Annotated in this window: 22 protein-coding genes; 10 read left to right on the forward strand and 12 right to left on the reverse strand. The window is 37.1% G+C overall.

The window, feature by feature from the left end; genetic code table 11:
• The first annotated feature begins 23 nt into the window (after window positions 1-23).
• The 7 genes from SOP96_RS02835 (at window position 24) to SOP96_RS02865 (ending at window position 8,672) form a co-directional block, all read left to right on the forward strand.
• A complete protein-coding gene (locus SOP96_RS02835; RefSeq protein WP_029298761.1) occupies window positions 24-581 on the forward strand; it encodes a NuoI/complex I 23 kDa subunit family protein in 558 nt (185 codons plus the stop codon).
• Entirely contained in the window at window positions 581-1,078 is a 498-nt protein-coding gene (locus SOP96_RS02840; protein WP_326319709.1) for an NADH-quinone oxidoreductase subunit J family protein, read from the forward strand. The genes SOP96_RS02835 and SOP96_RS02840 overlap by 1 nt, the downstream gene beginning before the upstream one ends.
• A 3-nt stretch (window positions 1,079-1,081) precedes the next feature.
• Complete coding sequence (nuoK, locus tag SOP96_RS02845) at window positions 1,082-1,411, forward strand: NADH-quinone oxidoreductase subunit NuoK (protein ID WP_029298757.1); 330 nt, start codon at window positions 1,082-1,084, stop codon at window positions 1,409-1,411.
• A 2-nt stretch (window positions 1,412-1,413) separates the two neighbouring features.
• Entirely contained in the window at window positions 1,414-3,327 is a 1,914-nt protein-coding gene (gene nuoL / locus SOP96_RS02850; RefSeq protein WP_326319710.1) for an NADH-quinone oxidoreductase subunit L, read from the forward strand.
• A 2-nt stretch (window positions 3,328-3,329) separates the two neighbouring features.
• Window positions 3,330-4,823, forward strand: a complete 1,494-nt coding sequence (locus tag SOP96_RS02855) for a complex I subunit 4 family protein (RefSeq protein WP_326319711.1) — start codon at window positions 3,330-3,332, stop codon at window positions 4,821-4,823.
• 101 nt (window positions 4,824-4,924) lie between these two features.
• Window positions 4,925-6,310, forward strand: a complete 1,386-nt coding sequence (locus tag SOP96_RS02860; protein ID WP_326319712.1) for an NADH-quinone oxidoreductase subunit N — start codon at window positions 4,925-4,927, stop codon at window positions 6,308-6,310.
• A 61-nt stretch (window positions 6,311-6,371) separates the two neighbouring features.
• On the forward strand, window positions 6,372-8,672 hold the full coding sequence (locus SOP96_RS02865) for a GAF domain-containing protein (RefSeq protein WP_326319713.1): 2,301 nt from the start codon (window positions 6,372-6,374) through the stop codon (window positions 8,670-8,672).
• 57 nt (window positions 8,673-8,729) lie between these two features.
• Here the strand turns inward: SOP96_RS02865 and SOP96_RS02870 are convergent, their stop codons facing one another.
• Window positions 8,730-9,908 carry a Pycsar system effector family protein gene (locus SOP96_RS02870; protein WP_326319714.1) on the reverse strand — a complete coding sequence of 393 codons (1,179 nt, stop codon included), beginning with the start codon at window positions 9,906-9,908 and terminating at the stop codon, window positions 8,730-8,732.
• A gap of 26 nt (window positions 9,909-9,934) precedes the next feature.
• On the opposite strand from SOP96_RS02870, the gene SOP96_RS02875 reads away from it, so the two are divergent.
• Complete coding sequence (locus SOP96_RS02875; RefSeq protein ID WP_326319715.1) at window positions 9,935-13,651, forward strand: metallophosphoesterase; 3,717 nt, start codon at window positions 9,935-9,937, stop codon at window positions 13,649-13,651.
• A 229-nt stretch (window positions 13,652-13,880) separates the two neighbouring features.
• On the opposite strand, the gene SOP96_RS02880 is transcribed toward SOP96_RS02875, so the two are convergent.
• The 4 genes from SOP96_RS02880 to SOP96_RS02895 form a co-directional block, all read right to left on the reverse strand.
• Entirely contained in the window at window positions 13,881-14,747 is an 867-nt protein-coding gene (locus SOP96_RS02880) for a hypothetical protein (RefSeq protein ID WP_326319716.1), read from the reverse strand.
• Between the two features lie 2 nt (window positions 14,748-14,749).
• Window positions 14,750-15,829 (reverse strand): FUSC family protein, encoded by a 1,080-nt coding sequence (locus SOP96_RS02885; protein WP_326319717.1) that lies wholly within the window; start codon window positions 15,827-15,829, stop codon window positions 14,750-14,752.
• On the reverse strand, window positions 15,830-16,597 hold the full coding sequence (gene mazG, locus SOP96_RS02890) for a nucleoside triphosphate pyrophosphohydrolase (RefSeq protein WP_326319718.1): 768 nt from the start codon (window positions 16,595-16,597) through the stop codon (window positions 15,830-15,832).
• Between the two features lie 432 nt (window positions 16,598-17,029).
• On the reverse strand, window positions 17,030-17,566 hold the full coding sequence (locus SOP96_RS02895) for a hypothetical protein (protein ID WP_326319719.1): 537 nt from the start codon (window positions 17,564-17,566) through the stop codon (window positions 17,030-17,032).
• A gap of 1,239 nt (window positions 17,567-18,805) precedes the next feature.
• Here SOP96_RS02895 and SOP96_RS02900 point away from each other — a divergent pair.
• On the forward strand, window positions 18,806-19,030 hold the full coding sequence (locus SOP96_RS02900; protein WP_326319720.1) for a helix-turn-helix domain-containing protein: 225 nt from the start codon (window positions 18,806-18,808) through the stop codon (window positions 19,028-19,030).
• 238 nt (window positions 19,031-19,268) lie between these two features.
• Here the strand turns inward: SOP96_RS02900 and SOP96_RS02905 are convergent, their stop codons facing one another.
• The 7 genes from SOP96_RS02905 to ruvX form a co-directional block, all read right to left on the reverse strand.
• Window positions 19,269-20,141: an S-4TM family putative pore-forming effector gene (locus SOP96_RS02905; protein ID WP_326319721.1), complete on the reverse strand. Its 873-nt coding sequence runs from the start codon at window positions 20,139-20,141 to the stop codon at window positions 19,269-19,271.
• 4 nt (window positions 20,142-20,145) lie between these two features.
• A complete protein-coding gene (locus SOP96_RS02910; protein ID WP_326319722.1) occupies window positions 20,146-20,349 on the reverse strand; it encodes a hypothetical protein in 204 nt (67 codons plus the stop codon).
• The gene (locus SOP96_RS02915; protein WP_326319723.1) at window positions 20,307-21,143 is read right to left on the reverse strand and encodes a hypothetical protein; all 837 of its coding nucleotides are present in this window, start codon (window positions 21,141-21,143) and stop codon (window positions 20,307-20,309) included. Before SOP96_RS02915 ends, SOP96_RS02910 begins: the two co-directional genes overlap by 43 nt.
• 10 nt (window positions 21,144-21,153) lie before the next feature.
• Entirely contained in the window at window positions 21,154-21,750 is a 597-nt protein-coding gene (locus SOP96_RS02920; RefSeq protein WP_326319724.1) for a hypothetical protein, read from the reverse strand.
• A 173-nt stretch (window positions 21,751-21,923) separates the two neighbouring features.
• On the reverse strand, window positions 21,924-22,487 hold the full coding sequence (locus tag SOP96_RS02925) for a DUF5606 family protein (RefSeq protein WP_326319725.1): 564 nt from the start codon (window positions 22,485-22,487) through the stop codon (window positions 21,924-21,926).
• A gap of 102 nt (window positions 22,488-22,589) precedes the next feature.
• A complete protein-coding gene (gene def, locus SOP96_RS02930; protein ID WP_326319726.1) occupies window positions 22,590-23,162 on the reverse strand; it encodes a peptide deformylase in 573 nt (190 codons plus the stop codon).
• Window positions 23,159-23,575: a Holliday junction resolvase RuvX gene (gene ruvX / locus SOP96_RS02935; protein WP_326319727.1), complete on the reverse strand. Its 417-nt coding sequence runs from the start codon at window positions 23,573-23,575 to the stop codon at window positions 23,159-23,161. The genes def and ruvX overlap by 4 nt, the downstream gene beginning before the upstream one ends.
• Before the next feature lie 113 nt (window positions 23,576-23,688).
• Between ruvX and SOP96_RS02940 the strand changes: the two genes are divergently transcribed.
• A complete protein-coding gene (locus SOP96_RS02940; protein WP_326319728.1) occupies window positions 23,689-24,168 on the forward strand; it encodes a SixA phosphatase family protein in 480 nt (159 codons plus the stop codon).
• Window positions 24,169-24,390 lie beyond the last annotated feature (222 nt).

Below are 24,390 nucleotides of genomic sequence, written 5' to 3' on the forward strand. Positions count from 1 at the left end.
TAACATCTAACATCTATAAATAAATGAAACTTACGAACAGATCAAAAGTTGTTTCCAATAAAGAAATGACCCTTGCTGAAAAAATCTACCTTCCTGCTATTTTTACAGGAATGGGGATTACTTTTAAGCATGCTGTAAGAACCGTATTGAAAGGTGCTCCCGCAGTATATTCCTATCCGGAAGTACAGAAGCCGAGAGCTGATATCTGGAGAGGTCAGCACGTTTTGAAAAGAGACGAGGAAGGCAGAGAAAGATGTACCGCCTGCGGACTTTGTGCGGTGGCATGCCCTGCAGAGGCCATTACGATGACTGCTGCTGAAAGAACAAAAGAAGAAAAGCATCTTTACAGAGAAGAAAAATATGCATCGGTATATGAAATCAATATGCTGAGATGCATTTTCTGCGGGATGTGTGAAGAAGCCTGCCCGAAATCTGCCATCTATCTTACAGATCGTTTGGTAGATGTGGAAACTAACAGAGGTTCTTTCATTTATGGAAAAGATAAATTGGTTGAAAAAATAAACGAAAGGATTGATATCACTGAAAGACAATCCGAGAAACAAAAAAATGCGGTAAAATAATGGATCAGTTTTTATTTTTCTTGGTGGCGTTTTTAGCAGTGGCAAGTGCGGTGTACTTCGTATTTGCGAGAAATCCTTTATATGCTATTTTGTCATTAATTGTTACGATGTTTTCTATTGCGGGCATGTACATTCTTCTGAATGCACAATTTCTTGCGATAATTCAGATTATTGTTTACGCCGGAGCGATCATGGTATTATTCCTCTATATCCTGATGATGCTTAACCTTAATAAACAAGACGAAAGTAAGAAGAACAATACTTTAAAATTTGTTGGTGTTTTTACAGCAGGTCTTTTATTAATTGGAGTGTTGGGTGTGTTCCGGGGAGTTCAGCAGAACCAGATTGCAGTTGAAAATGCAGATGGAAGCATCGGACTTACTAAAAATCTGGGAAGACTTTTGTTTAATGAATATGTTTTACCGTTTGAGCTTGCATCCATCCTTATTTTGGCAGGTATTGTAGGTGCGGTATTAATCGGTAAAAAAGATTTATAAATTATGGGAGAAGTAAATACATTTATACAAAGCATCCCTCTGAATTACTTCATCATTCTTTCTTCTGTATTATTCAGTTTAGGAGTGTTGGGCGTATTGCTGAGAAAAAATGCGATTGTTATTTTGGGTTGTGTAGAGCTTATGCTCAATTCTGTAAACCTTTTACTGGCTGCATTTTCAGCGTATAAAGGTAACGGCGACGGACAACTTTTAGTTTTCTTCATTATGGTGGTGGCTGCTGCGGAAGTAGCGGTAGGTTTGGCAATTATTGCTATGCTGTATAGAAATACCCGTTCTGTTGATGTAAGTATATTTAATAAATTAAGAGGATAAGAATGGAAAATTTAGTGTATGCAATAATACTTTTACCACTTTTAGGTTTTCTTATAAACGGTTTATTCGGGAAAAATCTGGCAAAAATTGTTGTCGGTAGCCTGGCTACGGCAATGGTTTTTGCATCTTTCTGCATCGCAGTGAGTATTTTCATGAATTTCGATTCAGAAAGCCAGCCTGTCATTGTAAAAGCTTTTGAATGGTTTAGAGTAAACGGAGTTCAGATTAATTTCGGATTCCAGATTGATCAGCTTTCCTTAATGATGGTGATGATCATCACGGGAATCGGATCTTTAATTCACCTCTACTCTATCGGATATATGAGCCACGATAAAGGTTTCTATAAGTTTTTCACTTATCTGAATCTGTTTATCTTCTCCATGTTACTTTTGGTAATGGGAAGCAACTACCTGATCCTGTTTATCGGATGGGAAGGTGTAGGACTATGTTCTTATTTGCTCATCGGTTTCTGGTACACCAACGAAGAATATGGTAAAGCAGCGAGAAAAGCATTTATCATGAACAGAATCGGTGACCTTGCTTTATTGATTGGTATTTTCATGCTCGCTTCACAGACGAATGCGGTTGATTATCTTACGATCAGAGAAAACGCAGGAAAATTTGAATTAGACGGGAGCGTAATCATCTTCATTACCGCAAGTTTATTTATCGGTGCAACCGGTAAATCTGCTCAGGTTCCGTTATACACTTGGTTACCGGATGCGATGGCGGGTCCAACTCCTGTTTCAGCATTGATTCACGCAGCAACGATGGTTACTGCAGGTATTTATTTGGTAGTAAGATCTAATTTCTTATTTACATTAGCGCCAAGCGTTCAGGACGGAATTCTATTCATCGGATTTTTAACAGCAGCGTTGGCAGGATTCTACGCATTGCGTCAGAACGATATCAAAAAAGTATTGGCTTACTCTACCGTATCACAGCTTGGATTCATGTTCATTGCTTTAGGATTAGGAGCGTATACAACAGCAATGTTCCATGTAATGACACATGCTTTCTTTAAAGCTTTATTATTCTTAGGAGCAGGTTCTGTAATCCATGCCATGAGCAATGAGCAGGATATGCGTTTTATGGGTGGCCTGAAAAAATACATACCTCTTACCCATGCTACATTCCTTATCGGAACACTGGCAATTTCAGGATTCCCTTTACTATCGGGGATGATTTCCAAAGACGAAATTTTGGTAGCTGCTTACGCTAAAAACCCTGTTTACTGGGTGATTCTATTTATTTTGGCAGCAGTTACGGCAACCTATATGTTCAGACTGTATTACCTCACTTTCCACGGCGAGTTCAGAGGTACTGATGAACAAAAGCATCACCTTCACGAAAGCCCGACCAATATGACCTTACCATTGATCGTACTGGCTATTCTTTCTGTGGTTGGCGGTTTAATAAACCTTCCTCACTTCATCGGTCACGGCCACTACGCAAAATTGATGGAATGGCTGAAGCCCGTTCTTACCGAGGAAAGCTTTAACCAAATGGAAACAACGCTTTCCGGCGTTCCTTTTGGTACTGAAATGATACTTTTAGGAGCAACAGTTCTTATGTTCTTCTGTGTATGGTTTTTTGTTAAAAATACCTATGTTAATAAGAAAAAACAGCCTCTTCCGGAAGAGCAGTACACAGGATGGGAAAAGCTGTCTGCCAGAAAATTATATATTGACGAACTTTACAATGCATTGATTGTAAAAACTGTTGAAGGATTAGGACGCGGAGGAAAGATGTTTGATAATGGTATTCTTGACCGTTTTGTAGATTTTGTGGGTGATGGCGCTGAAGACAGCGGAAAAGCCATGAAGCGGGTACAGAACGGAAATGTAGAGAATTACATTCTGGTTATGTCTTTAGCGGTGGGAATTATATTAATTGTTAACTTTTTATTACAATAATAATGTCTGAGTTGTTATTAACATTATTACTATTACCTCTTGTAGGTTCGGGATTAGTTTTTGCATGGAAAAACAATTCAAGCAAATATTTGGCACTGGGAATTGCATTGGTACAGATGCTTATTACGTTCTACATTGCGGCGGATTTTAATTACGGTCCAACGGTAGACAGCGTACTGCAGCACGAAATCAATTATCCCTGGTCACAATTTATTAAAAGCTCTCTTCACTTCGGTATCGATGGGATGAGCCTGCTTCTTTTATTGCTGACCAATATTTTAGCGCCCATCATTATTTTATCTTCTTTTAACGAAAATGTAAGCTACAGAAATACCTTCTATGGTTTAATACTGCTGATGCAGTTCGGATTAATAGGAGTTTTCACTTCGCTGGACGGATTATTGTTCTACATTTTCTGGGAAGTAACCTTGATTCCGATCTGGTTTATTGCCGGACTTTGGGGTCAGGAAAATAAAAGATTTGAGTTTACTACGAAATTCTTCGTCTATACATTCGTTGGATCATTATTTATGCTGGCAGGATTGATTTATGTTGGTATACATTCACCATCATATGCGTTAACAGATTTATATAATGCTACACTGGATGAAACACAGCAGACTGTAGTATTCTGGTTTATCTTTTTTGCTTTTGCAGTAAAATTACCGGTATTCCCTTTCCATACATGGCAACCTGACACATATACTTATTCACCAACTCAGGGATCGATGCTTTTATCGGGAATTATGCTTAAAATGGCGATCTATGGGGTAATGCGTTATTTATTACCGATTACGCCGCTTCCGATTGCAGGAATTTCAGGGCAAATCGTTATTATTCTTGCTATTGTAGGTATTGTTCATGGAGCATTGATCGCCATTATTCAGACGGATATGAAGAGGATTATCGCATATTCTTCATTCTCTCACGTTGGATTAATGGTTGCAGGGATCTTCGCTTCGGCAGTAATTACTTTAAGAGGAACTTTCAATATCGAAGGTGCGGAAGGAGCTTTGGTACAAACTTTTGCTCACGGTATCAACGTAGCTGGATTATTCTACTGTTGTGATATTTTATACAAGAGATTCAAATCAAGGGATATCAGACAAATGGGTGGGCTTGCAAAAGTGGCTCCTAAGTTTGCCGTATTATTCCTGATTATTATATTAGGTTCAATGGGCGTTCCATTGACTAACGGATTTATCGGAGAATTTATCCTGTTGAAATCAATATATGATTTCAACGGATTGGCAGCAGTAATTGCCGGTCTTACCGTAATCCTTGCTGCAGTATATTTATTGAGATTTTACGGAAAGGCCATGTTCGGTCCCGGCGATGATGCCGTTCTGAGCACAGCAAAAGATCTTTCTGCTGTAGAATTTTCGGTATTGGCAAGTTTAGCGGTGTTCGTGATTGTATTTGGTATTTTCCCGCAACCGATCATTGAAATGGTGAATAGTTCGTTGAAGTTTATCTACACGGCGATGGCCAGTTAAAAAATTAAAAGATTTAAAAATTAAAAAACTAGGAGATCGGAGAAGAATAAAGTGAAAGAGCAAAACTCTGAACTTTAAACTTCAAATCTCGAAAATAAATTATGAGTGTTTTAATTATTGTTTTCCTAACGGCAGTTATTGCGTTATTTTCAGGAGTTTTTGAGCAGGGAAAATTCGCAAGATACATTGGGATTTTGGGATTAATTATCGCATTATGGGTAAGTTTTATGCCGGAAGCAGCATTTTTTGGGCAGTACAGACATATGTACGACTATACCGCCAATACTGCATTATTTACCAAAATATCCATCGTAACCACCTTATTGTTATTCTTTTTGGGAGGTTTTGCATTCAGCAATCACAGAAGCCACCAGTCTGAATTATATGCACTGATGCTTTTTGCATTGTGCGGTGGAATTATCCTTTTCGGATTCCAGAATCTGGTTACCTTATTCCTGGGAGTGGAAATTCTTTCTATTCCATTATACGTAATGGCTGGAGCAAACAAAACCGATTTAAGATCGAATGAAGCTTCCATTAAATATTTCCTGATGGGTGCATTTGCAACAGGTTTCCTTCTGTTCGGGATTGCATTTATCTACGGAAGTGCCGGAAGTTTCGATTTATATAAAATCCAGGATTTCGGGGTTTCAAATCCAAAAGATGTGATGTTCATTTTAGGAGTTTTATTAATTCTTTGTGCACTGGCATTTAAAGTGGCGTTGGCTCCGTTCCACATGTGGAGTCCGGATGTATATTACGGTTCGCCTTCATTGATCACGGCTTTTATGGCAAGTGTGGTAAAAATTTCCGGATTTTTTGCACTGTTCAGATTAATGACCATCGGATTTGGCGGCGTTACGGAAGAATGGATTAATGTGTTCGGAGTATTCCTGATCATTACACTTCTTCTGGCAAACGTTATGGGTCTTGCCCAAACCAATGCAAAAAGAATGCTTGCCTATTCATCAGTTTCCCACGCAGGTTACATCGGGTTGGTATTCTTTGGGATGACAAGCCTATCCACTTATAATTTGGCATTCTATTTATTTGCGTATGCTTTATCAACAGTAGGTGTTTTCATGTGCCTGATTTATGTTGAAAAATTAAAAAGAGAAACATCTTTCGGGGCATTCAAAGGCTTGGCAAAAACAGAACCTTTATTGGCTACAGCCGCTGCGATCTCAATGCTTTCCATGGCCGGAATTCCTTTAACAGCGGGATTCATGGGTAAATTTGCATTATTCTCACAGGCGATGAATTCTGATCACGGTACTTTTCTTGTACTGATTGCCGTATTAGGATCTGCCCTATCGATTGCCTATTACCTGAGATTAATTATTTCTATGTTCTTCTTTAAAGAAAGCACATTCAAATCTTCAGAGAAAGTAACCTTAACGTATAATATTGTTGCCGTATTTGTAATCGCTTCAATTATTGTTTTAGGAGTATTCCCTGATCTTTTCGCAAGACAGTTCGGGCTCTAAAAGTCCTCACAAAATATAAGACCACAACCGTAAAGTTGTGGTTTTTTTATACCTTTACTTCATGGCAAATCTTTATAAAAAAGACGCTCCATTTCAGGTTTACATTTCTTTCAAAAAGTATTTGGATGTGCTGGAGCATATCCGCTACAATGACCGTCTGGAATACCGTGTGAACTATGCCAAATCGTTATTGGATAAAACTAAAAATTTTCAGGAACTGAGAGAGGGCTTTCAGGATATTTCACTGCTGGAAAAACATGAAGAACTCATCAAACTTCTGCTTTCCGATTTGTTTCCGACCGGGCTTACCAATAATGAAATAAAAGCAGCCAGCATACCGCTTTCTAACATCACCTTTAACTATACCGAAAGATTTAAAAATATTCTGAAAGACGCAGGAAAAGATTTTGAGATAGAGCTCCGGAATATTGATGACGACGAATTTTATGTATTCTGCTGCTGTCTTATTCTGCAGACTTATTATAAAAAAGATATCAAAAGTTCGCTTCCGTTTTATTATGACATCCCGAACAGACTGGGAATCATGAAACATTACAAAATTACGGTAAACGCAGATTTTGCAGAAGTATATCCTACCGAAGATGCAAAAATTCCTTCAGAAGAAGTGGTAGACATGCTGCTTGAAAACCTTGATGATTTTAAGCTATGGAAAAGATACTTCCCTTCAGAATCTTGGGTGTTGAAAGGCTTTACCATCGTTTCTTTGGTTGACTGCACCTCTGAAGTAGCATTATCTGACCTGAAATCAAGCATGATCAGTATTGATCCTGAAAACCTTGCGCCGGATGAAAACCTCATCGAAATTTTCAAATCCTACTTTGATGTTCCTCAGCTTAATTTCGGGTTAATGCTTTTCAATAAAAAAGATCAGAGGCTGGAAAAACTGCCGATTTATGAAAATCTTTTCACCAACCATATCCTGGATTTCTGGATCAACACTTTTGATGATGAAACCAGGAAAACTACTTTTACCAATTTAAACCACAATTCCAGACCGATTGTTGTTTCCAACATTGAGAACCTTGATGATGAAGTAAAATCGCTGCCATCCTTCAAAATACTAAGAGACAACAACATCAACAGCTTTATGGTAATTCCTATTGTGAAAGACAATGAATTGTTGGCCATTATGGAATTCACATCGCCACTGGCAAACAGCTTCAACGGATTGAAGCTTAAAAAAATGGAGTTTTTTTCAGATATGATTTTGTTTTCGCTGAACAGATTCAGCTTTGAGAAAAACTACCAGATTGAAGCCATTATCCAGCGAGAATATACCTCTATTCACGACAGTGTAGTATGGAAATTCAGAAATGAAGCCGAGAAATATTTCAATGCATCATTAGCAAAGAAAATATATACCTTAAAGCAGATCTCATTTAAAAACCTGACTCCGCTTTTTGGGTTTTCCGATATCCGTTCATCATCCGAAAAACGTTTTAATCTAATGCTGGAAGACCTGAACCAGCAGATGGATTGCCTTTATGAAATTTTTTCATTAACCAATTCGGAGTCTGAAAAGTATTTGCTGGCACTGGAAATTTTTGAAAATGAATTAAATAATGAAATTAAAGCGGACAGCGAACAACGTTTCCAGAGATTATTAAGGGACGAAATTCATCCTTATCTTCAGGCTAAACTTGAGATTAAATCTTCCAGTGAGGTTAAAGCAAAAATTAAAGACTATTTTGCCCAGGTATCCAGTCAGAGCGATCTTTTCTATAACAACAGAAAAAGACTTGATGATTCGATTACTTTGGTGAACAGAAAATTAGCGGATGTACTGGATGAAGCCCAGATAGAAGCCCAGCAGATCTTTCCTCATTATTATGAAAGGTTCAAATCAGATGGTGTCGAACACACTCTCTACATTGGCCAGAATATCGCTCCCGACCTGCATTACCATTCAAAAATAGTTCATAAATTGAGATACTGGCAACTGAAGACGATTTGCAATATGGAACAGGAATTCAGAAATTTCAAAAAAAATCTTCCTATCTGCCTGGATATCGCTTCTTTGATATTCGTGTATAATGAAAAAATTGACATCCGCTTCAGGATGGATGAAAAAAAATTTGATGTAGACGGAGCGTATAATTCCTATTATGAAATTATCAAAAAACGTTTAGACAAAGCGCATGTAAAAAATTCAACCGAAAGAATAACATGCCCCGGCAAAATTACGATCGTGTACTTCGGTATGGAAAACCAGAGAGAATATCTGGATTATGTTAATAGACTACAGAAAAAAGCTGTTCTGAAAAATGATGTCGAACTTCTCCGCGTGGAAGATCTTCAGGGAATCACAGGACTTCTTGCTCTGAGAGTTTCCATTGCTTAACCCTAAAAAAAACTCATCCGCACTGGATGAGTTTTATGTATTAAAAAGTTGAAATTTTTAAAGGCTTAAAAAAGCATACCCGAAAGATAAAACGGAGATCACAATTCCTGCCATAAAAATCTGGTACGTAATGGATAAAAGCCTGTACTTTCTGTCCAGCACTTTTCCCAGATAATACAGATCCTTTACCATAGAATCATAAATATAATCCCGGTCTTTGATGAGAATATTCATCGCGCTTTGGTAATCATCAAACAGCATTCTGTTAAAATTCCCGAAAAAAAGCAGGTTTACTTTTCTGTCGGCTACATCCTGCGCGCTGAATTTAGCCTTTGTAACATTCGGCTTTGTTGATAGGATGGCAAAAATAATCGTTAACACAGAAGATAAAAGCAAAATAAAGCTCGGAATAATCAAATGTGAATTTTTCGGGGTATCCAGCTTCGGAACCAATACTGAAAGACAAACTGAAATAATAATCGCATTTACGGAAAGAAGAATATTGGCCTTGCTGTCGGCAATATCGCTTAATCTCGTGTGATTGCTCAGCGTAACCCTGAATAATGTATCAACGCTTCTGTCAGATTTCGGCTCTTTTTCTTTATCCTTATCCTTTTTATTTTCGGAGCTGTCTTTTTTACCTTCCTCTTTTTCTAATTTTTTTTCGATTTTTTTGATATTTTTCTCTTTCAGCGGCTGCCATGCGCTTTTGGCATAATCGGTATAAAACTGATGCTTGTTTTTGAGCATATCAAGATTACCCGCATTCCATTCATCATTAGAGAAACACCTTACATTGGTAAGCTCCCACTCCTTCCGCAGTGCATCGGAAATATCATTATAATCGTGGCTTGCGAAATGGCTGCAGTCTGCATCCTTTACAATTTTTTCCAGAAGATTTTGAGGGGCATACGTAATCTTTGTCGCTAAAATTAATTTAGTAATCTCATCGATATCGTTTTCGGGATAGTTTTCCCTGCGAAGAAAGCCTTTTGCAATCTCTGCTCCTTTTTCTTCATGCTCTTTGGCACATTCTATGTATCCTGTATCATGAAACCAAAGTGCAAGCAATACCTTTTCCTGATCTTTTTCAGAAACAGGCGTGTTTTTCAGGATCTCTTCAGCTTTATTTACCGTAAATGTTGTATGTATAAAATTATGATAAAAATATACCGAAGATAGCTTATCTTTGAATAAGGCTTCAACATAATCTTTGGCTTTTTGTAAAATGTCCATCACCGAAATTTAGTTAATGTAAATTTATGAATTTATACTTGAAAACTCATCTAAAAAATACTTCTCTTGCGCTTAGATTCGTATTATCTGCCGGAGTTTTATATTCCTGCGCAACATATAACGTAAAAAAAGGTAAAAACTTATCTGAAGTCAGCAATTCCGATGCAAAATCAGAAAATGACTTTACCCTGTTTCTTGTAGGAGATGCCGGAAATGCAGATGAGCCTCAGTCTCAGCAAACTTTACAATTACTGAAAAGCAGGCTGGAAAATGCAGGAAGCAATTCAATGCTCATTTTCCTGGGTGATAATATCTATCCTCACGGAATGCCGAAAGAATCTGACAAAGACTATCCGCTGGCAAAACAGAAACTGGAAGATCAGCTAACCATTGTAAAGAACTTTAAAGGTAAAACACTGGTTATTCCCGGAAACCACGACTGGTACAGCGGACTGGACGGATTAAAAGCTCAGGAAGATTTCGTGAAAAATTATTTGAACGATAAAAAAGCCTTTCTTCCCAAAAACTCCTGCCCTATTGACGACATCAGCCTTACGAAAGATATCAAATTAATTGTTATCGATTCCGAATGGGCCTTGCTCAACTGGGACAAGCATCCGGGAATCAACAAAAACTGCGACATCAAAACCCGTGAAGACTTTTTCACCGAGTTTAAAGATTTAATTAATAAAAACCAGGATAAACAAATCATTGTTGCGCTTCACCACCCGGTAATCAGCAGCGGTACCCATGCAGGATTTAATTCTGCAAAATCGCATCTTTTCCCTTTAAAAAGTAAAGTTCCGGTTCCCGGAGTGGCAAGCCTTATCAATGTAGTGAGAAGCTCTTCAGGGGCAAGTCCGGAAGACATCAGCAATAAACATTATGCAGATCTTGCCAATCGTCTGAAAAGCATCGTTCAGGAAAAAGAGAATGTTATTTTTGTTTCGGGGCACGATCATAACCTGCAGTATCACGAACACCGAAATATCAGGCAGATTATCAGCGGTGCCGGCTCCAAAGTTGATCCGGCTACCATCAGAGAAAAAACCGATTTTTCTTACGGGGGAAGCGGTTTTGCCGTATTAAACATCAGAAAAGATAAAAGTTCTGATGTTGAATATTTTTCCACAAAAGATCATTCTCTAGAAAAACTTTCTCATATACAGGTCATTGAAAAACCTGCAGATTTTGTCAATAATTATCCCGATTCATTTCCTTCAACGGTAACTTCAACCGTTTATCCCAAAAAATTAACGGAAAAAAGAAAATTTTACAGATGGCTTTGGGGTGAACATTACCGAAAATATTACAGAATGCCTGTTGAAGCTCCTACTGCCAATATTGCTACGCTTGATGGCGGCTATACACCTTTCAGAGAAGGCGGCGGAAACCAGTCGAACAGCCTGCGTTTGAGAGCGCAGGACGGCCAGGAATTCGTGATGAGAGGGGTTAAAAAAAGTGCCGTGCGCTTTCTTAATAACATGGCATTCAGGAAAAGCACTTTCGGAAATGAGCTGAATAATACTTTTCCGGACAGGTTTCTTCTGGATTTTTATACAACCAATCATCCGTTCACGCCATTTGCGGTAGGAAATATGGCGGATAAGATTGATCTGTACCACAGCAATCCCAGGTTATTCTATATCCCTAAACAAAAAGCATTAGGCGAATATAATAACAATTACGGCGATGAAATGTACATGGTTGAAGAACGGTTTTCTTCAGATCCTAAAACCCTTGCTTCTCTTAACAATGCTAAAGATATTGTTTCGACGGATGATGTCCTGAAAAATTTTAACAAAAACTACAAATATTCGGTAGATCAGGAACTGTATATCAGAGCCAGGCTTTTTGATATGCTGATCGGTGACTGGGACAGGCATTCCGACCAATGGAAATGGGCTGAATATCAGCAAGGTGACAAAATACTTTATAAACCCATTCCGCGCGACAGAGATCAGGCGTTCAGCAAGTATGACGGAAATGCTTTCAAAATTATTATGAATATTCCGGCAATCCGCCACATGAAAACCTTTAAAGATGATATCAAAAGTGTGAAATGGCTTTCCATGGAACCTTATCCCCTTGATCTTGTTTTCCTGAAAGGAGCGACCGAAGAACAGTGGATGGAGCAGGCAAAATACATTCAGGATCATCTTACCGATCAGGACATCGACAATGCATTCAGTAATCTTCCGAAAGAAGTACAGGACGAAACCATTGCAGATATACAAAGAAAGCTGAAATTAAGAAAAACAAAACTGGAAACATACGCCTCACAATATTACGATGTACTACAGAAAAAAGTTCCATTGGCAGGAACCGTGAATCCTGATAAATTCGTTATTACTAAAACAGGAAATTCGGTTAATGTTAAACAATATAAATTAGATAAAAAGAAGGAAAATCCTGAACTGGTTTTTGAAAAGACCTATGATGATTCCAAAACTAAAGAATTATGGATTTACGGACTGGAAGATGATGATATTTACGAAGTTTCCGGAGACGGAAGACCGAAGATGAACATCAGGCTGATCGGAGGGTATAATCACGATACTTATAATGTAGCCAACGGGAAGAAGGTGAAAATTTATGATTTTAAATCACAAAACAATACCTACAATACAAACGGTGCTTCAAAAAATATTTCAGACGATTACGATATTAATACCTACAATTACAAACATCCGAAATACAATTTCGTGGCGGGTTATCCGAATGCCAATTTCAATCCTGACGATGGGGTTATTTTAGGATTTGTAGCCAACTATACGGTCAATAATTTTAAACGGACTCCTTTTACCCAGAAGCACAGCCTGAGAGCCAATGTTTACACGGCTACTGGAGGATTTAATCTCGGGTATCGAGGCGTTTTCAAAAAAGTGATCGGAAAGTGGGATGCCGGAATTGATGCATTATACACGACACCTTTTTTTGCAAGGACATTCTTTGGTCTCGGCAATGAAACGGAATATGACAAGGATGCAGTAGATAGAAACTACAACCGGGTAAGAATTTCGCAGTTTAAATTTGCGCCATCTTTATCCAAAACAGGTTGGAACGGTATTAAAAACCAATTCCAGCTGAGTTTTGAGCATGCTAAAGTACAGCGGACGGACGATCGTTTTGTAGCGGTTTCTCCAGATGTAAATCCTGAAGTTTTCGATGGGCAGCAGTTTGCCGGGGCGAATTATACCTTTAGTTTTAAAAATGTAGATAATAACGCCTTTCCGACTTTGGGAATGGAGTTTATTTTAAACGGAGGCTGGAAAGCCAATATCTCAGAATTTAACCAAAATTTTGCAACGTTCCAGGGAACGCTGAACGTATTCCACAGAATTGATAAAAGAGGACGTTTCGTATTTGCCAATTCCACGAATGCGATGATCATCAACAATAATAATTTTGAATTTTATCAGGCGGCGGCAATTGGCGGAAATAATGCCATGCGTGCTTACAGAAATGAACGGTTTGCAGGAAAATCGTATTTCGTGAATAATGCCGAAGTGCGATGGGATTTCGGGCGTGTTAAAAATAATATCGTACCGGCCAATATGGGAGTTTTGATAGGTTATGATCTCGGAAGAGTCTGGATGGACCGCGAATCATCGGACAAATGGCATCAGGGCGTAGGAGCAGGATACTGGCTGAATATTCTGGAAATGTTCTCCGCACGCATCGATTATTTCATCGGTAAAGACGGCGGACGAATTTCAGGAGGTGTAGGATTGGTGTTTTAAAAATATTAAAAATTTGACTCATAAAAACCGCAGAGATTTCTGCGGTTTTGCTTTATCTTAACCTACCTGAAGCAATTAAAATATACTTTTGAGAAGATGCTTCGACAGGCTCAGCATGACATTCCTAATACCAACTGTTTTTATAGCCTTGTCAGACTGAGCTTGCCGAAGTCTTTTATAGTTAAAAAAAAACACTCGAAATGCAGTTTTTGACGTCGGTATCACATTATTATAGGCTGAATTTATACACATTCCCTCCTTCTTTTCCATCTTTTTCATCGGCAATGAGCACCGTTCTATCATCAAGATATACAACTGCTTCTTTTTGGGAATTGTGGTTTAACGGAGTTTTTAGAATAACTTTTTCAAAATTTTTGTCAAAAAGAGATGAAAGAACATAAACATTTTTGTGAGTAAGCAGTACAACCTGGTTTCTGCTGTTAAGAGCCGCTGAAGTAATGGCCGCATCGCTGTATCCACCCTGCAGCTTTAATTTCGCTAGAAGTTTCGCTTCAAAATCACCGGCTTTATTAGGAACCTGAAAAACAAGAAAAGTCCCGTCGAAACCCTTGCTTCTGTTTTTGGTGAAGAGGTAAAAGTAGCCGTCTTTTTCTACGAAAGCTTCACAGTCGTAGAGCCAGTGAGATTTTTTTGGCGGAAATTCCGTCTGTCCTTCGTAGTGGAATGTTGTAGTCTGGGTAACGTTGGTGGATTTTTGGGAAGCATCTTTCAGATCAACTTTTAAGATGGATAAATTGCGCCTGTCGTTGTCATTATTTCCAAAATCACCGATATAGATATTTCCCTGATTATCTGCCGTGATATCTTCCCAGTCGTGGTTTTCTGCATTTTCTACCAGAACATCTGCGATCTGATTTCCCACTCTGTCAAGTCCGTAAATCACGTTTTTATTGCCCTGGTCTTCAATCGCCCAGATCGTTTTTTTGTCTTTTGACAGTGCTATACCGGAAACTTCCTTGAGCTTTTTAGGCAAAGAAAATTCAACAGTAACTTCCTCTCCGGATTTTGGGGAATCCTGAGCTTTGGGATTACAGCTCAATACAAGAAATGCTGATAAAACAAGAACGCGCAACATAGTTATTTTTTTAATTTTTTAAACTGAAAATAAGAGAACCTGATATTTTTCTCTAAGTTATTAATAATCTGCTGATGGTGAAGAAAAAATCCGGCCGCAAGACCAATAAGGCTTCCGATAATGGTGTCTAAAAGCCTTGCCTGCATAAGGATTTCCACATTATGATGAACTTCACTCGCTGTCTCGGTAAGGAGAATGGTTAACGGCGTGATGAAAATTACGGCCAGTCCATAATTCCGGACCACAAACAATTCAATAATAAACTGTAACACTGTAATAATAACGATCATCACAATCTTTTCCGGGTTAAATAAAAGAATAATCCACGCAAATCCGATTCCGATAAAGGTTCCTAAAATCCTGTGCATATTTCTTTGTCTTACATGCTCAAAATTTCTGCCCTGAATGATCGCAACCGCGGCAATAGAAATCCAGTAAGTATTGTTAAAATGTAAAAGATACCCGATAATTAAAGTAAGCGCCATGAAGAAACCGATGATGGTACTTTCCACAAATTTGGTGTATCTTCTTTTTTTTAAGCTCCTTCTCGGTACTGTAACCACTGTGCTTTTTTCAATAAAAACCGAATACAGGAAAGCAAGCGAACAGGATAAGATCGCTCCCATCGCAACCAATCCGACACGCGCCGGAATCAATTCCGGATCAAACGGATAAGTACTCGCCATTGCCGCAACCATGATGAAGAAAAAATTTCCCGGCGGCGGAATTTTATAGTACGAAGAAATAAAATGAGCCAGAAAAGCAATCACTCCCAATGACACAGCTGCTGCATAGGCATTAAACCCGAAGAATGAGCTTACCGAAAATGAAAAGACAATTCCGAAAGCGCAGACGGCGAGATGGATCATTCTCTGCGTAATCGGAGCCGAAGTGAAATATAAAATCGTAAGCGCTCCCAAACTGGAAAGTGCCCCATAATTCGGCTTTCCGGAAAAATACCCGATGAAAAGACAGCTTCCGATGCACAACGCCGCGAGAAAAGGAAAATGCCATTTTCTTTCGGTCTGTTTAAATTCCAGTAAATACTGAAAACGGTGATGTACCGGGTTATGTACTTTCATTTACTGCAACAGTTTTGCTTCTTCCCAAAGAACATCCATTTCTTCCAGCGACAGATCGGCAAGCTTCAGGTTTTTTTCTAAAGCTAAATGTTCCATTTTCTGAAATCTTGAAATGAATTTTATGTTGGTTCTTTCCAGTGCAGAATCCGGATTGATGCCTACAATCCTTGCATAATTGATCAGCGAGAAAAACACATCGCCCAGCTCCTGCTCTTTTTTACCCAAATCTGTTTCCGCATGAAACTCCCGGATTTCTTCATCCACTTTTTTCCACGCGTCTTCGGCATCGTGAAATTCAAAGCCGATTCCTTTCACTTTGTCCTGAATTCTGTATGCTTTTACCATGCTCGGCAGACTCTTCGGAACGCCGCCCAGAATGGATTTGTTGCCTTCTTTTAGCTTGAGCTTTTCCCAGTTCTGCTTTACCTCTTCTTCATCTTTGACTTCGGTATCCCCGTAAATATGAGGATGGCGGAAAATCAGCTTTTCATTCAATGAATTGATCACATCCGCAATATCGAAACTTTCTTTCTCCGAGCCGATCTTTGCATAAAAAACCAGATGCAGCAATACATCGCCCAGCTCTTTTTTGATTTCCTGCAAATCATTCTGCAAAATTGCGTCCGAAAGCTCGTAGGTTTCTTCCAGCGTCAAATGCCGAAGCGATTCCAGGGTCTGTTTCTGATCCCACGGACATTTTTCGCGCAGATCGTCCATAATATCCAATAATCTCCCGAAAGCTTCCAGTTTTTCCTGTTTGGTATTCATAGTTGAGAATTCAAAGTAGTACAAATTTAAGGTAATATTCTTTTATGTTCTTTTGTCTTGAAACAAAAGAACGAAAAATTCAAGACTTGGAATCTTCTGCTAAAAATTAAAATGTAGTCCTAAAATTCCTGAAACTCGCGCGAATTAACATTTTGCCATTCATATCAATATGGATGTCGCACTCAAACAGCAGGAATTTTTTAACGGACTACATTTTAATTTTCTTAACGCTACAGCTTCCTATGTCATTTTTAAGGGCGAACCAACAAAAAATCTTCATCATCTCCGATTTTAAAAGCCGGAAAAAGTATCAACACCTTTGTCATCCCGTAGGGATCTCGACGTAGTATTAGAGAAATAAGAAAATTGAGCTTGGGATTCTATGAATAAAAAATCTTCCGCAAATTTCCTTTAGAGAATTATACTCATGTATTACAAAGTCCAGTTACTTTCCGTTGAAGTCCTTTCCACGATGAGCCAGGCGGCATCCAGCATTTTTGTGAGCTGGAGATACGGAATGATGATTTTCTTTTCCTCGTCACATTTGGAATTTCCCAGCGAGAAATACACCATCGCCGACAGAAACGCATCAAAATCCTGCAGGCTGCAGATGGCAAAAACATTCCGGAATATCTGCACCGGATTTTGGCATTCTTCTTTTGAAAGGGAAGTCGGGTTTTGAGAATGGTTTTTATTACGAACTTTAAATATTTCTTTCTTTGCTTTTTCCGAGATCAGAAAAGAGGCACGAACCAAAGACCGCAACGAGAGGTAAAGCTGAAAGACTTCGGCAGGATTTTTTGTAATCCTGGCTTTCTTCTGTACCGAAGAGTGCATCATTGTGCTGAGCATTTCTTTGACTTCCGCCAGGTTGTTGAACTGAAAAAATACCTCCAGCAATCCTACGGCGGAATGTTTCCGCGTGCCGGACCAGAACCGGGATTCGAAGTCTGTTTTTTTCTTTTTCATTATTTTTAATTATCCGTTATTGAGTATCATACTTTTTAACGCAAAGGGCCGCTAAGGTTTTTTTTTATACCAACTGTTTTTAAGTTCGCAAAGGCGTTTCACTCAGCAAATGATACATGTGCTTCAAGAGATTAACAATTGAATAAGCGTTGCTATCATTCTAATATTCATCAGTTATTTTATTTAATATCCCGCTGATTGCGCGGATTACGCAGATGAGATGATGCGCTTCATCAAATTAGTTAGCAGATAACCATTGAATATGCGTTGCTATCATTCGCTGAACAGAGTGCCGTAGCGATCGTAAACTAACAAGCAATAAAACATTTCTTTGCGATCGTAGCGTTAGATATCTCATATTCATCCTATTTTAATCAATATCCCGCTGATTGCGCGGATTACGCAGATGAGATGATGCGCTTCATCAAATTAGTTAGCAGATAACCATTGAATATGCGTTGCTATCATTCGCTGAACAGAGTGCCGTAGCGATCGTAAACTAACAAGCAATAAAACATTTCTTTGCGATCGTAGCGTTAGATTTCTAATATTCATCCTTTTTTATCTATATCCCGCGGATTGCGCGGATTACGCAGATGAGATGCGCTTTAACTTATTGATCGGAAAGCAACACAAAGATGTTTACTTTTTGAGATGCTTTAAGGCATACAAAGCCACTTCGTTGATGAAGGTTATCCAAAAATTTTTCAATCTTAAAGCATACCGGAGCCGGCCTGCCTTTTATGGCAGACCATTACCGGATGTTCAAAACAACAATCACTGCGCTGCGCTTTGCAGACCGTGTTCTTTTTTAAATTCCTTTCGGGATGAAAATAATTTGGAAAATTGACAGAAAGCCAGTACTTTTAAGGGATGAGTTTTAGCGTACTTCGGCTTTCCTTTAGGCATAAAGGAATTTCGGAGGGGTTGGTTTTTGGGTAAAATTATATCCTATTTGCCGCATTGGCGGGCAGTTTTGGAATAGCGCTGTGATGATTTTGCAGCACGGTTCCGTTTATTCCGGAGGTGCTGAAAACAGCAGGGTTGGGATTTTCTTTCTCATCATCTGTGTGTTATAAAATTTTTACCTGAAACCTACGTAAAGATCACAATTGGCCGACGTTGTCGGCTTACTATGCGTCTTTTGAATGGGTCTTTCGAGGCTGATTGTTAATTCGCTGATACAAATATAATAACAATTTTTAATTGTGGCAATAAAACCACAATATTTTTTTTGATATGGACGAAAAATTTGTGACTATCTATAAAACAATCGGTGAAAATCTGAGAGATAAGCGAAAAGAGAAAGACCTGTCGCAGCAACAATTGGCAGATTTAGCTGGTAAAATTGATCGATCTAAGATTAGTGACATTGAAAATGGTAAAGAAGATTTTTTGTTTTCTACTCTTCTAAAAATTTGTACGGCTCTGGATATTAATATTGAAGAGCTTTTCAAAAGATAAATTTATTATTCTCTCAATCAAAACATAAGATTAGATTCTATGTAAAAAACCTGAGTTTTCAGGAGTTTTGGTTAATTTTTGTATTAAATAAAAATAAGATTGAAGTGATAATTTTTCCTTTTTTATTTCTATTGAAAGTTTTGAACTTTACATGATAAAATATTAAGGCTTAGAAATTTTAAGTTAAATTCAATTAATCAACATCAAATCTATTTACCACAATTTAGTATTTAGCTAATTATTTAGTGGAAAAATTACTAGCTGTTGATTTTTCTAAATTACTTCTTCTAAGCAAATAATAGTTTTCTGGAATTAGCACACTATCTTTTCTACTAAAAAATAATTTATCTTGTAGTTGTCTTAAATTTTGCATTGTTAATTTACTTTTATCTGAACTAATTTTGTTTGCTACATTTCTTACTTCTTCTAGTGCTTTGACAGCTTTTTGATTATCTATAATAATTTTAATTAGAATTACTATTAATGGTAAACTTGGTGAAATGAAATGAGTTAAATATCCCTTGAGTGAAGCATCCATAAAAGTCGCTATAATAAAAGATAAGACAACAATAATAGAAGCAAGAATAATACAATCATTTTTAAACAGAAATCTTAATTTTCTGTCATATTCAAGATTTGTCAGTTGGCAACGCAATATTGCCTCTTTTTGGGATAGACCATTTAAATCGATATGATACCAATTTGTAACTGGAGCTTTAGGATTTTCCACATATTTATTTAGCGCTTCTTCAATAGACCAATTATCTGGTTTTTCCCCAGAATTTGTAATATTCCAATCTAGACCATAAATACTGCAGTCAAATAGCTCCTGAATTTTGGCTGCATTTGTTTTCATTTTTGAAAGTAGGCTTGAAAAAAACAACAGATCTAATAATGTTATTGTTACTGATACTATAGTAATATATGCTGTGATGTCTTCATTAAATAAATCCTTTTGAAATATTTTTATAAAATTCAAAAAAATGACTACAATTATGGTTAACGATAATTGCCATTTGTAAATATTTTTTGCTTGATAATAAATTACTCTTTGTGATTTAAGTAATTTTAAATTTTCAGGCTTCTCTTGATTAACTTTTATATTATTCATACGATTAAAAATATTCTGGAAAATCTAAACCAAAAATTTCGCGCCATTTATTTATAGATTCTTTATGATTCCCTTCATTCTCTAATTTGATAGCTTCATTTGCTAAATGATAATCTTTTCTTGCAATTTCCTGTACAGCAAGTCTTTCTTCATAACTTTGATTGTTTATATTGCCTTGGAAACCTTTTGGATCATTAAAATCAAACAATACATTATGATATATATGTGCAAATATTTTGGAAGTTCTCTATCAATATAATTCTCACTTGAAACTCCAGAATTGTAATAATTTAATATTAAATTTTCTAAGTAGTAGGAGCCCATAGTAGGAGCTTTTGATTTTTTAGACCAATATTTAATAATTCTAATAATATCAATAACAGAAATATTTTGTTTCCCGTTAATATTGCGAGTTCTATCTTTATCAATTCTAGGATCAGTTGGTTTCCAATTTCCTTTTCCATCTGGAATTAAATAAAATGTATTACCTAAAATATCTGGAGCAGTTTGAAAAGACGGAACAATATCATAAACCCACTCGTAAGAATTTAATTCCAATGTTACAGCCTCTTGATTTCTCTTAATGTCTGCCTTTTTGTAAGACGCAATATTTCCAAGATATTCTTTAAATTTATTTATCACTCTAATTGAATTTAAAATATTAGTTCCGTGATTACATAATTCCAACTGTTTTGTCGATGTGTTTGGAACACGAATTATAAATCCATCGGCATTTTGTTCCCGCCAATTACCTTGAGCATGAAGAATTATCATTATATCAATATCATCTAAAGGTCTTATTTTAGTTTTCCTATAAAATGACCCATAATCCAAACGCATATCACCTGGATAAAAATCCAAAAATTTACCATCACTTGGAAATTTTTTAATTTCAGAAATTAAAAAATCTTTACTATTTTTTGCAATTTTATTACGCTCGTTATCCAAACGAACTACGTCTTTCATAAAAATTTCAAATGCAGAATTCACAGTAGTTGCCATAGAATGAAGGTTATTTAAAAAGGTTAGCTTTATTTTCTATTTTTTCAAGTTTCCCTTTGATTTTATCGTAATCAAGTTTTTGAATAACCTCATCAAATTCTTTAACATCAGCAAAAACCCAATATGTTGTTTCATCAATGTAGCGATTAGAAGATGCCGTGTTTTTATTTACAAACGAAACAACAAACTGTCCGTTCTTCAAAATCATAAATGTAGGAGATAATTTTTCACCGAAAGAAAAAAACCATTTAGAACTAAGCCAAGCAATATCAATATTTGGAAATTTTGCATCTATATTTTTAGTCATATCCGTAACATTATTATCTTTTGCTATTTTTGCCCACTCTAAATATTTATCTCGTGTAAATAGAAGAGCTTCTTTAAATTCATTTAATCTATCACTTTTAATCATATAGTTAGCTTTCGTTGAAACTCTTTCTGCACTAACCTGAATGTAAACAGTAAAGTCTCCATTTTTTTCTTTACTAGCCTCAATATCATAACTTTTATTAAAGTAACTCATTGTATAATTGTCAATAACTTCTTGAGCTTTTAATATTGATGAAACTAATATCAAAAGAGTAAAAATTGTAAATTTAGTTTTCATAGGTTTTAACAAAATGCTTATATAATTCAAATGTAATAATAAGAATTTATTTATATTTACGGCAATCCGTATTTTTACTGAATTATTAATAGGATATTTTTGATTTCAACCTAAAACAAACAAAAAACCTCATCAAATCTGATGAGGTTCATATTGTAAGTAAGATAAATTAATTATCCCTGTTTTCTGTGCGTGCTTTTCGGAGCGGCTTTGGCTGCGGAAGTTGCTTTTACTTTCGGAGCGGCTGGCTTTTCAGCTTTTGGGGCTGCTTTTTTAGGCGCTTCTTTTTCTACGTTGAGTTCTTCCGTTGCCGGTTCGCCATCCAGTGTTTCAGGCTCTGCCTTTACGAAGCTTTCCGGCGTGATGTATCCTGCTTTATGAAGGATGTTGTACCACTGCGCCAGTTTCTTGATATCGGAAGCATATACTCTTTCGGTATCGTAGTTTGGAAGAGAAGCCGTCATGAATTCTTTTAATTCGGCATCCGTCGCTTTGTGGTGGATCGCTTCCTTGTAGTCATAGTTTTTGGCAATATTTTCAAAAACTTCGAACAAAGGAACTTCTTTATCAAAAGTGAACATCGCAATATTATCCAACAGGCTCACCTGGCTGGAATTCCCAATGCTTACTTTTTTCTTCGTGGTAACATCTTCAATGATAAATCCGTTTCTTAACTGAGAAACTAATTTGTAAAGTCCTGGTTTTCCTGAAATTGAAATTATTTTTTCTAACAGCATAATTTTATTTTTTGTAAATTCTGCAATCGGCTATTCCACTTCGGCAAGCTTGGTGTGACAGCTTTTTTGCGCTTTTCTTATTTTCTTTATTTTTAATGTAAACTATTTTGGAAATCTCATTTTGTAACCGATGCTTACGTCACCCTGGGTAATTTTGGTCAGTTTTCCTTTTACCAGCTTCTTTTTCAGGGCGCTGAGGTGGTCTGTAAACAAAATTCCTTCAATGTGATCATATTCATGCTGAATTACACGGGCTCTAATATCGGAAAAAGTTTCTGTATGTTTCACAAAATTTTCGTCATAATATTCGATCACGATCGTGCCTTTTCTCTTCACATCTTCTCTCACATCCGGAATAGAAAGACATCCTTCGTTGAATTTCCACTCTTCCCCGGATTCTTCCAAAATTCTGGCATTGATGAACACTTTTTTGAATTCTGCCAGCTCGTCCTTGATGTCTTCATAATCTTCGTCTTCCGCCAAAGGGCTCACATCGATCACAAACAGACGGATATCCAGCCCAATCTGCGGGGCAGCCAAACCAATTCCGTTGGCGCTGTACATGGTCTCGAACATGTTCTCAATCAGTTCCTGCAGGTTGGGATACTCTTTGTCAATATCCTTTCCTACTTTTCTTAAAACGGGGTCACCAAAGGCTCTTATCGGTAAAATCATCTTGTTCTTTGTTCTAAAAAATTCTGCAATATGATGGTTGCACTTACTTTATCTATCAATCCTTTCTGCTGTCTCTGCTTTTTATTCTTTCCGCTCTGGGAGATAAAAAAAGAAGCCATCCTGGATGTAAACCTTTCGTCGAAGCGGTTGACCTTCACGGCTGGAAATTCTTTTTCAAAAATTTCGATAAACTGCAAAATGTCGGTTTCCACTTCGGAGATATTTCCTTTCAAATCTACGGGAAGCCCGATCACAACTTCATCTACTTTATTTTCGCTGAAATATTTCTTTAAAAATTCAGTTAACACCGGAGTCGCCACAGTATCCAAACCGCTTGCAATGATCTGCATATCGTCTGTTGCAGCGATACCACAACGTGCCTTTCCGTAGTCTATTGCAAGGATTTGTCCCATAGGTTTGCAAATTTAGTAAATTTTAATGATTTTATTCCAAAGACATTTTTTTTATCAATCATTGTTTTAGTACGCTAATTTTTTTATAAATTTAATTTTCCAAAAACGAAATTATGAAGAAACTCATCCTCGTAAGACATGCGAAGAGCGACTGGCCGGAGGAAACGGAAGACTTCGACAGACCATTGGCAGACAAGGGTTTGGAAGAGGCAATGCATATGTCGAGATTCATGAAAAACAATAATGTGGCAATTGACTATTTTGTCTCAAGCCCTGCTGTACGTGCATTGAATACCTGTAAAATTTTCAACCAGTCTTACCATATTAACATTACTACGAATGAAAAGCTTTATAATCCTTCGGAAAAGAATTTTGAATCGGTGATCTACGATCTTGACGACAACGTGAATTCAGTAGCGTTTTTCTCCCACAACAACGGAATTTCCAATTTTGCGAATTCCATTTCTGAAGATATTTTCCACTTCCCGACTTGCGGGGTGGCAGGTTTTGAGATCGACTGCAATTCGTGGTCGGAATTTGACGGCGCCAAAAAAAGATTGATCTTCTTCTACGACCCCGGAAAGATTAAATAAACCGTCTGTAAAAAATCTCCCACAAAATCTCCCACAGATTGCGCAGATTTTCACATAAATAGTAACACATGAGTCACAGAAGATTTTTTTAAAATATTGAAAATAGTGTAGAACACATTAGAAAAAAAATCAAAGATTTTTTAAAACTCATGTGTTCTAAAATTTACGCAAAGCTTTATTCTTTAATCTAATGTGACTTATGTGTTAAAAAACCTTTTGCGG

This window comes from Chryseobacterium salviniae, assembly GCF_035819015.1.
Lineage (GTDB): Bacteria > Bacteroidota > Bacteroidia > Flavobacteriales > Weeksellaceae > Chryseobacterium > Chryseobacterium salviniae.